The sequence below is a fragment of the Streptomyces sp. NPDC001985 genome, assembly GCF_040296845.1.
In the GTDB taxonomy this organism is placed as follows: domain Bacteria; phylum Actinomycetota; class Actinomycetes; order Streptomycetales; family Streptomycetaceae; genus Streptomyces.
This window is the reverse complement of the sequence record NZ_JBEOYB010000010.1, coordinates 120644-130880: the sequence shown is the minus strand read 5'-3', so window position 1 is coordinate 130880 and position 10237 is coordinate 120644. Positions and strand designations below refer to the sequence as shown.

At 71.8% G+C, this 10237-nt stretch carries 7 protein-coding genes, 5 tRNA genes and 1 pseudogene; 9 read left to right on the top strand and 4 right to left on the bottom strand.

Annotated elements, in window-relative coordinates; translation table 11 throughout:
* The 4 genes and pseudogenes from ABT122_RS07010 to ABT122_RS06995 form a co-directional block, all read right to left on the bottom strand.
* A pseudogene (locus ABT122_RS07010) lies at nt 1–152 on the bottom strand (ATP-binding protein); the annotation flags it as partial.
* Nucleotides 133–534 (bottom strand): DUF742 domain-containing protein, encoded by a 402-nt coding sequence (locus ABT122_RS07005; protein WP_351546529.1) that lies wholly within the window; start codon nt 532–534, stop codon nt 133–135. The gene ABT122_RS07005 and the pseudogene ABT122_RS07010, both read right to left, overlap by 20 nt.
* 138 nt (nt 535–672) lie before the next feature.
* Nucleotides 673–1086, bottom strand: coding sequence for a roadblock/LC7 domain-containing protein (locus ABT122_RS07000; protein ID WP_190125275.1), 414 nt, complete (start codon nt 1084–1086; stop codon nt 673–675).
* A gap of 9 nt (nt 1087–1095) precedes the next feature.
* Nucleotides 1096–5580 (bottom strand): sensor histidine kinase, encoded by a 4485-nt coding sequence (locus ABT122_RS06995; RefSeq protein ID WP_351546526.1) that lies wholly within the window; start codon nt 5578–5580, stop codon nt 1096–1098.
* 582 nt (nt 5581–6162) lie between these two features.
* Between ABT122_RS06995 and ABT122_RS06990 the strand changes: the two genes are divergently transcribed.
* The 9 genes from ABT122_RS06990 to ABT122_RS06950 all read left to right on the top strand — a co-directional run bounded on the left by ABT122_RS06990 (nt 6163) and on the right by ABT122_RS06950 (nt 10091).
* Nucleotides 6163–6321 (top strand): hypothetical protein, encoded by a 159-nt coding sequence (locus ABT122_RS06990; protein WP_351546554.1) that lies wholly within the window; start codon nt 6163–6165, stop codon nt 6319–6321.
* 169 nt (nt 6322–6490) lie between these two features.
* Complete coding sequence (locus ABT122_RS06985) at nt 6491–7267, top strand: fumarylacetoacetate hydrolase family protein (RefSeq protein ID WP_351546523.1); 777 nt, start codon at nt 6491–6493, stop codon at nt 7265–7267.
* Nucleotides 7260–8738 (top strand): glutamate--tRNA ligase, encoded by a 1479-nt coding sequence (gene gltX, locus ABT122_RS06980; protein WP_351546520.1) that lies wholly within the window; start codon nt 7260–7262, stop codon nt 8736–8738. Before ABT122_RS06985 ends, gltX begins: the two co-directional genes overlap by 8 nt.
* Before the next feature lie 40 nt (nt 8739–8778).
* Complete coding sequence (locus tag ABT122_RS06975; RefSeq protein WP_351546516.1) at nt 8779–9498, top strand: HAD family hydrolase; 720 nt, start codon at nt 8779–8781, stop codon at nt 9496–9498.
* A gap of 86 nt (nt 9499–9584) precedes the next feature.
* A tRNA-Gln gene (locus ABT122_RS06970) sits at nt 9585–9656 on the top strand.
* A 22-nt stretch (nt 9657–9678) separates the two neighbouring features.
* A tRNA-Glu gene (locus ABT122_RS06965) sits at nt 9679–9751 on the top strand.
* An 84-nt stretch (nt 9752–9835) separates the two neighbouring features.
* Nucleotides 9836–9908: transfer RNA gene (locus ABT122_RS06960), tRNA-Glu, on the top strand.
* A 16-nt stretch (nt 9909–9924) separates the two neighbouring features.
* Nucleotides 9925–9996, top strand: a tRNA-Gln gene (locus ABT122_RS06955).
* Nucleotides 9997–10018: 22 nt separating this feature from the next.
* Nucleotides 10019–10091: transfer RNA gene (locus ABT122_RS06950), tRNA-Glu, on the top strand.
* The last annotated feature ends 146 nt before the right edge of the window (nt 10092–10237 follow it).

Below are 10237 nucleotides of genomic sequence, written 5' to 3'. Positions count from 1 at the left end.
GACGTCATGACGGCTTCGGTACGCAGCGGGTTGATCTCCGAGACGGCGCCGACGAACGTGGTCTTGCCCACGCCGAATCCGCCCGCCACCACGATCTTCGCGCTGGTGGTCGATCTCGGGGCGGTCCCGCCGCTAGAGCTTGCGAAGTCCACTGAGCACCCTTTCGAGCAGTGTCACATCCGGCGTACCGCCGGCGTCTCCGTTGCCCGGCTGGTGGATCGCCACCATGCCCGCCTCCGCCAGGTCGGCGACGAGAATCCGGGCGACGCCGAGCGGCATGGACAGCAGCGCCGACACCTCGGCCACCGACTTGACCTCACGGCAGAGATGGCAGATCCGCTGGTGCTCGGGGAGCAGCCCGGCGAGGAGCGCGGGATCGGCCGTCGTGCTGACCAGCGCCTCGATGGCGAGCTGATAGCGCGGCCGGGTCCGTCCGCCGGTCATGGCATACGGACGCACCAGCGGCTGGTCGCCCTCGTAACCGTAGTCGGTTTGGACACCGTACGGATCGTGAGAGGCGGTTGGCGGGGTCATGAATCCTCCGGGCGGGACAGCAAGTGGTCGGCGAGCCGTCTGAGCGGGCCGGTGGGGGTCCGGTTGGGCGACCTGACGGTGACGGCGCGAGGGCGCGCTATCGGAACGAGTACGGACGAGGGTGTAACCGGTGACGGATCAATGCAGCAGACTCCCCTGGAGCTCCGCGCGCAGATCCGGGGTGAGCACCCCGCCCGCGCGGTCCACCAGCAGGGCCATCTCGTATCCCACCAGGCCGATGTCGCACTCGGGGTGCGCCAGCACGGCCAGCGACGAGCCGTCGGAGACGGACATCAGGAAGAGGAAGCCGCGCTCCATCTCGACCACGGTCTGGCTCACCGGACCGCCTTCGAAGATCCTTGACGCCCCCGCGGTCAGCGAGGTCAGACCGGAGGCGACGGCCGCGAGCTGATCGGCCCGGTCGCGTGGGAATCCTTCGGACATGGCGAGCAGGAGTCCGTCGGCGGAGACCACCACCGTGTGGGACACCCCGGGGGTGTTGTCCACGAAGTTGGTGATCAACCAGTTCAGATTCTGCGCCGCCTGGCTCATCGGGCTCAACTAACGCTCCTGCGGGTGAGAGGGACCGAGGTCGAAACCGCCGGGCGTCGTGTTCTGCTGACGACCCTGCTGAATGCCTCGGCGGAGATTGGTGAGTCGGCCACGCACATCGTCGGGCGCACGCGAGACCTGCGGACCGCTCTGGGTGCTCTGCTCCTGCGCCGTGCCCGCGACCAGATTGGCACGCGGGACGCGACGGGGGAGACCGGAGGTCGTGACGCCACCGGCGGCGGGCTTCCGGATGCGCTCGGCCTGCCGTACCAGTTCGTCGTTGGGGGAGGCGCGCCAGCCGCCGCCGTTGGTGCCCTCCGCGTCCTGCCCGCTCTGACCCTGCTGGTCGGCGGGGGTGCGCTGGGGCAGGGGCCGGTCCGGGCCGTCGGCCGGACGGTCGCCGGCCTCCGGCCGCGGCGGTGCTTCCGGAAGGCCCGGCCGGGACGGCTGCCCCTGCGGGGCGCCCGGGGCCGGCCGGCCCTGCTCGCCGGGGTGCGCGGGCCTGCCCCGGCCCTGGGTGCGGAACCAGTCCGTCTCCAGGGTGTCGAAGAGCGGGGTACGGCCGTCGCCGGGCCCGGCGGGCGGCAGCGCCTCGTGCTGCGGCTGCGCCGGCAGGGCGCGGTGGGCGCCCGTGTCGGTGCTCTCCCGGCCCTCGTACCCGCGCGGCGCGGGCGCCTGCCCGGGCGCGGGCGGCTGGGGAGCGCCCAGGTCGGTACGGGGGTACTGGCCGGTGGCCGCGGGGTCCTGGTGCTCGGGGCGGGCGTACTGGCCGCTGTTGGGGTCCTGGAAGTCCGGCCGGGCGTACTGGCCGGTGGCTGCCGGGTCCTGGTGCTCGGGGCGGGCGTACTGGCCGCTGTTCGGGTCGTGGAAGTCGGGCCGGGCGTACTGACCGGTGGTCGCCGGGTCCTCGGGGCGGGCGTACTGGCCGCTGTTGGGGTCCTGGAAGTCGGGCCGGGCGTACTGGCCGGTGGCTGCCGGGTCCTGGTGCTCGGGGCGGGCGTACTGGCCGCTGTTGGGGTCGTGGAAGTCGGGCCGGGCGTACTGTCCGGTGGCTGCCGGGTCCTCGGGGCGGGCGTACTGGCCGCTGTTGGGGTCCTGGAAGTCGGGCCGGGCGTACTGGCCGGTGGTCGCCGGGTCCTCGGGGCGGGCGTACTGGCCGCTGTTGGGGTCCTGGAAGTCGGGCCGGGTGTACTGTCCGGTGGCTGCCGGGTCCTCGGGGCGGGCGTACTGGCCGCTGTTGGGGTCGTGGAAGTCCGGCCGGGCGAACTGCCCCGTCGTCTGCGGGTCCTGGTGCTCGGCACCGGGCTGGCGCGGCAGAGCCGGCTCGGGCCGGGCGTAGCCCTGCCCCTGCCCCTGGCTCCGGTCCTGGTCGCGGCCCGGACCCCGGACCCCGTCACGGCCCTGCGGCGCGTCGCCGCGCGGCGGCGCGAACTGACCCGCGGGCCCGCCCGGCGCTCCCGCTCCCGGCGCGGCGGGGGAGGGAGGACCGAAGACATCCGGGCGGACGAACTGTCCGCCCTGTCCGCCGCCCTGCCGCTGCGGCGGCGGCGCGTTGAAGTCGGGGCGCGGGAACGGCTCGGTGGCCGGTCCGCCGCTCTGCTGCTGCTTGCCGAAGTCCGGCCTGCCGAACTCCGCCGTCGCGGCGGGTCCCCGCGCGGTGTCGGAGTCCTCGTGGCCGCGCGGGGTGTCGTCGTGTCCCTGACGGCGCGGGGGCTGCTGCTCACTGCCCCAACTGGTGGTCCCCGGACGCTGCGGGGAGCCGGGCAGCTCGGGACGCCCGCCGCCGGCGGCGGAGGCGGGAGCGGGCAGCTGACGGCCGCCGTCCTGGCGGCCCCGGTCGCCCGGGCCCTGCGGCCCGTTGCCCGCCGGGGACTCACCGCGGCCCGGGGCGCTCTGCGCACCCCGGTTGCCGAAGGCACCGGCGAGACCGCCGCCCTGCCGGCCCTGGCCGGGTGCCTGACCCGGGCCGCCGTCGCGGCTCGGGAGCGCGGCGCGCTGTCCCGCGCCCGCGCCGACCTGGCCGCGCGGACCACTGCCCGTGCCGAGCAGACCGCCCGATGGGGCACCCGCGCCGGGACCGCCCGGGAGACCGGGGCCGCCGGGACGGGAACCACCGGGCACCGCGCCGGGACGGGCGCCGGGGCCGCCGGGACCGGAGACGCCCTGCGGCACACCGCCCGGGACGCCCGCGCCGGGCCCGCCGGGCTTCTTGTTCCCCTGGGCCACATCGACGGGCAGCATGACCAGCGCGGTCGTACCGCCGGAGTCGGAGGGACGGAGCTGGATGCGGATGCCGTGCCGCAGGGACAGCCGGCCGACCACGAACAGACCCATGCGGCGGGAGACCGAGACATCCACGGTGGGCGGCGACGCCAGCCGCTCGTTGATCGCGGCGAGGTCCTCGGGGGAGAGGCCGATGCCGGTGTCGTGGATCTCGACCAGCACCCGCCCGTCGGGCAGGGCGTGGCCGGTGACCCGGACCTTGGTCTGCGGCGACGAGAAGGAGGTGGCGTTCTCCAGCAGCTCGGCGAGGAGGTGCACCAGGTCGTTGACGACCCGGCCGGCGACCTCGGTCGCGGGCACGGCGGCCAGTTCGATCCGCTCGTACTGCTCCACCTCGGACGCGGCGGCACGCAGCACGTCGACCAGCGGGACGGGGCGCGTCCAGCGCCGCCCCGGCTCCTCACCGGCGAGGACGAGGAGGTTCTCGCCGTTCCGGCGCATACGGGTCGCGAGGTGGTCCAGCTTGAAGAGCGAGGAGAGCTGGTCCGGGTCGGCCTCGCGGGACTCCAGCTCGGAGATGAGCGAGAGCTGGCGCTGGATGAGGCCCTGGGAGCGCCGGGAGAGGTTGGTGAACATCGCGTTGACGTTGCCCCGCAGCAGCGCCTGCTCGGCGGCGAGGCGGACCGCCTCGCGGTGCACGTCGTCGAAGGCCGCGGCCACCTTGCCGATCTCGTCCCGGGAGTGCACACCGACCGACTCGACGGAGGTGTCGACGTCCTGCGGGTCCGACTCGGAGAGCTGCTTGACCAGCTCGGGCAGCCGGTCCTGGGCGACCTTGGTCGCCGTGTCCTGGAGCCGCCGCAGCGAGCGGATCATGGAGCGGGCGACGACGAAGGCGCCGACGAGCGAGACACCGAGGACGACGAGGATCAGCGCACCGTTGATGATGGCTTCCTGCCGGGACTCCTCGCGCAGCTGGCGGGCCTTGGCCTCCATCTCGCCGAGCAGCGTCGACTCGATCTGCTTCATCGCGTTGATGCGCGTGCCGTAGTCGTCGGTCCAGTCGAGGTGGGACCGCTTCTTGCGGGTGCTCAGACCGTCGGAGGTCTCGAAGACGCGCTGGGCGTAGTCCTCGGCCGCGGCGATGGTCGAGTTGCCGACGTCCAGCGGCTCGGTCAGGTCCCGGGCGTCGCCGCCCGACGAGTTGTAGATCCGCTCGAAGCGCTTGAGCTCGTCCTCGCCGTTCTTGAGCGCGGCCCGGCCGTACTGGCGGTCGTTCTCCTCCAGGCCGGGGCCCTTGGCGCCGGCTCCGCCGGGCAGCGCGGCGGCGATGATCGCGCGCTGCATCGAGGCGTACTCCTTGGCGGAGGAGAACGCCGCCAGCGCGCGGGTGCGCTTGATCATGTCCGGGTTGCTGGTCGCCTGGGCCATGTCCTGGGAGAGGCTCAGCAGGGATTCGATCAGCCGGTGGTAGCTCTCCACCGTCAGCATGTTCGGCAGGCTGGAGTCGTACGCGGTCTTGCGGATGCTCGCCAGGTTGCTGACTTCCTTGGCGATCTGGCTCGCGTTGGCGTGGATCGACTCCAGCGAGTCGTCCTCGTTCGAGTACGTGATCTGCCGGGTGGTCTCCAGGAAGCTGTCCCGGGCCCGGTTGGTGGTCTGACGCGGGTCAGTGATCTTGAAGTCGGTCTCTTTGACCTTGTTGGCCAGCGGACCGGCGGTGAGGTCCCGCTCCGCCTGGAGCGCGACGGCGAGCTTGGTCGCCTCCTGGGTCATGTCGGTGAGCAGCTGCATGTGGTCCAGCTGCTGCATCCGGTCCAGGGACTCGTTGATCCGCAGACCGCCCAGGGTCGTCGCCGCGACGACGGGCAGGGTCAGCAGGGAGATGAGCCGGGTGCTGATGCGCCAGTTGCGGAGCGCCATCCGGGAGCCGGTGTCCGTGGGGCCCTTGGCCTTCGGCGGGCTCTTGGGCCCGTCAGCGGCCGGGCCGGTGGACGCGCCGGGGCCGGAGCCGGGCGTGCCGGAGCCGCCGCCGGGGCCGGAGCCTCCCGGACCCGCCGGGCCGCCGGGGCCCGCGGGGGGCGCCGCGCCGGGCCGCTGGGCTCCGGGGAGCGGAGCCGTGCCGGAGCGTGCGGAGCGGTCGCCGCCCTCGCCCGGCGGCACCGCCGGTCCCTGGTTCTGGGTGTGCTGGGGCGAGGAGCCGCGGTCGGTCCCGCCGCGCGGCTCCTGTTCCGCCGCAGCGCTGCCATCCCTCTTGAAACGTCCCTGCACTAGCGTCGCAACCTCTTGACCAGGCGTCCCCCGTGGCACGGCGGGACGGTGTCGGCGTCGGTGAGGCGCGGATGCGCCCCGGTGGTGGTCGTGAGTGACCGGCGCTTCCCCCCTTTCCCGCCGCCGCTCGGCGCTGTGTTGCGCCCTTGCGCGCCGGCCTGAAACCGCGGCGGTGCGTGGAATTCCAGCACAGTGCCGGATCTCCAACAAGGGCCGCGTACCGTGCTGTGACCTGGGTGACACGCCGTGAGCGACGAGTCACCAGGTGTAGAAAGGGTTCAGGGAGGAAGTGGACATTTCCCATTGATTTCGTGAGGGGTGAAGGGTGCCCCAGTCGCCATGATCGGGTGCGGAATGGCGGCTTCAGCCTTCAATGTCCGATTCTTGGTGGTCAGGGGACGGCCCGTAATGACCGAAATGCCGGGCAACTCGTGAGGAAACTCACACCATCACCATGGTCTCTCCATGCTTTCGCGGGGAATCGCATGTTTAGCCTGACGCTTTACACGCACGTCATTCTGTCAACCGCCGCTTGCCGAGCGGCCTCTCCCTAAGGCCGGACGAAACCCGATGAAGACGCTGATGTTCCGCAACATAGCCAACCCCCGTCGCACCACGCTCGCGCACCTCGAGGACGCCGGACAGCTGCGGACGCCGGAGCCGGCGGAGCACCCGCTCGATCTTCCCACCCAGACGGCCAACCCCCGCCGCACCATCCTGATGGACGCCCCCGCCTCCTGACGCCGCCCCCGCGTCCCCTTGCGGACCGCGCCCGCCCCGCCCGGCACCCCGCCCGCCCCGGCCCCGGCGCCCCCGGGGCCCGTCGGCGCGAGGCGGGAGCCCCGGCCGCGTTAGCCTGGAGCGTCAGACTCCAGCAGCGTCAGCAGTAGTAGAGGGGCACCCGCATCCCGTGCGCATCGCCAGGTTCTCCATCGACGGCAATGTCGCCTTCGGCGCGGTCGAGGGCGACGGTCCCGACGGACTCGTCCTCGACATCATCAAGGGCATCCCGTTCGCGGACTTCGAACTCTCGGGCACGAAGGTTCCGCTGAGCAAGGTACGGCTGCTGCCGCCCGTGCTCCCCAACAAGGTCGTGGCCTTCGGCCGCAACTACGCGGAGCACGCGGCGGAGCTGGGGCACGAGGTCCCCGCCGAGCCGTTCGCCTTCTTCAAGCCGTCCACCTCGGTCATCGGCCCGGGCGACGCCATCGCGTACCCCTCCTTCTCCCAGGAGCTGCACCACGAGGCCGAGCTGGCCGTGGTCATCGGCCGGATGTGCCGCGAGGTCCCGCGCGAGCGCGTCAAGGACGTCATCCTCGGCTACACCTGCGCGAACGACGTCACCGCCCGCGATGTACAGCTCCGCGAGAAGCAGTGGGCCCGCGCCAAGGGCTTCGACACCTCCTGCCCGCTCGGCCCCTGGGTGGAGACGGAGCTGGACCCGTCCGACCTCGCCATCCAGTGCACGGTCAACGGCGAGCAGCGCCAGCTCGGCAGCACCAGCCAGATGATCAACTCCATCGAGGACCTGATCGTCAACATCACCGAGGCGATGACCCTGCTCCCGGGCGACGTGATCCTCACGGGCACCCCCGCCGGAGTCGGCCCCCTCACCGTCGGCGACGAGGTCGCCGTCACCATCCAAGGCATCGGCACTCTCACCAACAAGGTGATCAAGCGTGGCTAACGCGAACGTCCGCGTACGTTTCTGTCCCTCGCCGACCGGCAACCCCCATGTGGGTCTGGTCCGCACCGCCCTCTTCAACTGGGCCTTCGCCCGGCACAACGGCGGCACCATGGTCTTCCGCATCGAGGACACCGACGCGGCGCGCGACTCCGAGGAGTCCTACCGCCAGCTGCTCGACTCGATGCGCTGGCTCGGTCTGGACTGGGACGAGGGCCCCGAGACCGGCGGCCCGCACGCCCCCTACCGCCAGTCGCAGCGCATGGACATCTACCGGGACGTCGCGGCGAAGCTGCTCGACGGCGGGTACGCGTACCACTGCTACTGCTCCGCCGAGGAGCTGGAGGCCCGCCGTGACGCCGCCCGCGCCGCCGGCCGCCCCTCCGGCTACGACGGCCACTGCCGTGAGCTGACCGAGGAGCGGATCGCCGCCTACCGGGCGGAGGGCCGCCCGGCCATCGTCCGCTTCCGGATGCCCGACGAGGCGATCACCTTCACCGACCTGGTCCGCGGCGAGCTGACCTTCACCCCGGAGAACGTGCCGGACTACGGCATCGTCCGGGCCAACGGCGCCCCGCTCTACACCCTGGTCAACCCCGTCGACGACGCGCTCATGGAGATCACCCATGTGCTCCGCGGCGAGGACCTGCTCTCCTCCACCCCGCGCCAGATCGCGCTCTACAAGGCGCTGATCGAGCTGGGTGTCGCCCGGGAGATCCCCGCCTTCGGGCACCTTCCGTACGTCATGGGGGAGGGGAACAAGAAGCTCTCCAAGCGCGACCCGCAGGCGTCGCTGAACCTCTACCGCGAGCGCGGCTTCCTCCCCGAGGGGCTGCTGAACTACCTCTCGCTGCTCGGCTGGTCCTTCTCCGCCGACCAGGACGTGTTCTCGGTCGCCGAGCTGGTCGAGACGTTCGACATCAAGGACGTCAACGCCAACCCGGCCCGCTTCGACCTCAAGAAGGCCGAGGCGATCAACGCCGACCACATCCGCCGCCTCGATGTGAAGTCCTTCACCGAGGCCTGCGCCCCCTGGCTGGAGGCCCCGTTCGCGAACTGGGCGCCGGAGCGGTTCGACCGGGAGGCCTGGGAGGCCATCGCGCCGTACGCGCAGACCCGGCTCACCGTCCTCTCCGACATCACCGCCAATGTCGACTTCCTCTTCCTGGACGCCCCCGTCGAGGACGAGGCGTCCTGGGCGAAGGCGATGAAGGAGGGCTCGGCCGCGCTGCTGGCCACCGCCCGCGAGAAGCTCGCGGCGGCCGACTGGGCGAGCGCCGACTCCCTCAAGGAGGCGGTCCTCGCGGCGGGTGAGGCCCACGGCCTCAAGCTGGGCAAGGCCCAGGCCCCGGTCCGGGTCGCGGTCACCGGCCGCACGGTCGGTCTGCCGCTCTTCGAGTCGCTGGAGATCCTCGGCGAGGAGAAGACCCTCCAGCGGATCGACGCCGCGCTGGCCAGGCTCGCCCAGGGGTGAAACCCCGGCGGCGGGGCCCGCGCCCCGCTACCTTTGGATCATGCCGATACGCGCGGTCCTGTGGGACGTGGACGACACCATCTTCGACTACCGCACGGCCGACCGTGCGGGCATGTCCCACCATCTCCGGGCCGAGGGCCTGGCCGGCGGATTCACCTCCGCCGGCCAGGCCCTCGATCACTGGCGGGAGGTCACGGCACTCCACTGGGCGCGCTTCGCCGCCGGGGAGACCTCCTTCGAGGGCCAGCGCCGGGACCGCGTCCGCAGTTTCACCGGCCGGACACTGAGCGACGCGGACGCCGACGGCTGGTACGACCGCTATCTCGTCCACTACGAGGCCGCCTGGTCCCTCTTCCCGGACGCCCTGCCCGTCCTGGACGCGCTGGCGGGGGAGTACCGCCACGCCGTCCTCTCCAACGCCTCGATCCGGGTCCAGGACCCCAAGCTCCGGGCCCTCGGCGTCCACGACCGTTTCGAGGTGGTGCTCTGCGCCCCGGAGCTGGGCGTCGCCAAGCCGTCGGCCGAGGCGTTCCACCGCGCGTGCGAGGCCCTGGAGCTGCCGCCCGCCGAGGTTCTGTACGTGGGTGACGAGCCGGACATCGACGCGCGCGGCGCCGTCGAGGCGGGGCTCGCCGGCGTCTGGCTCGACCGCACCGGCGTGGGCGGGCGCCCCGAGCTGATCCGGATCACCGGTCTGGACCAGCTCCCCGCTCTGTTGCGGGGCGATACCCGTTTTGGAGCGCCGTCCACCTTCGGGTAATGTTCTTTCTGCGCCGCCCGGGAAGGCCAGGAGCCGGACCGGAAAGCGCAAGCCAAACAAGCCCCCTGTCGGGGGTTGCGTTTTGGTGGCCTATGGTGTAATTGGCAGCACGACTGATTCTGGTTCAGTTAGTCTAGGTTCGAGTCCTGGTAGGCCAGCTCGCAGAGCTTTATCTGCAAAGCCCCCGTTGTGTAGCGGCCTAGCACGCTGCCCTCTCAAGGCAGTAGCGCCGGTTCGAATCCGGTCGGGGGTACAGATCCATCCTGCTGATCACCAGGGTCGCTCCCGGTGATCGCGCAGTGACACAGCCCGGCTCCGGTCGGGTGGGATCGCTAGGGCCCCCGTTGTGTAGCGGCCTAGCACGCCGCCCTCTCAAGGCGGTAGCGCCGGTTCGAATCCGGTCGGGGGTACTGGTCTAAACCACCATGGGCTATGGTGTAATTGGCAGCACGAGTGATTCTGGTTCATTTAGTCTAGGTTCGAGTCCTGGTAGCCCAGCAGATCTCACGATCACAGTCTTGCCCCCGTTGTGTAGCGGCCTAGCACGCCGCCCTCTCAAGGCGGTAGCGCCGGTTCGAATCCGGTCGGGGGTACGTCAGAGGAAGCCCTCCGCGCGCGGCGCGGAGGGCTTCCTCGTATGCGCGGACTCCAGGACTCCGTGTGCGCGGGCCCGCCGGACCCGGGGCCGTGCGGGGAACTCCCCATGGGCGCGCCCGAGTTGCGGCTCGGTCAACTCGGG

What these genes read in the sequence shown, in the direction of transcription:
- ABT122_RS07005 (WP_351546529.1), bottom strand. Translation starts at nt 534, where the DNA reads ATGACCCCGCCAACCGCCTCTCACGATCCGTACGGTGTCCAAACCGAC.
- ABT122_RS07000 (WP_190125275.1), bottom strand. Translation starts at nt 1,086, where the DNA reads ATGAGCCAGGCGGCGCAGAATCTGAACTGGTTGATCACCAACTTCGTG.
- ABT122_RS06990 (WP_351546554.1), top strand. Translation starts at nt 6,163, where the DNA reads ATGTTCCGCAACATAGCCAACCCCCGTCGCACCACGCTCGCGCACCTC.
- ABT122_RS06975 (WP_351546516.1), top strand. Translation starts at nt 8,779, where the DNA reads ATGCCGATACGCGCGGTCCTGTGGGACGTGGACGACACCATCTTCGAC.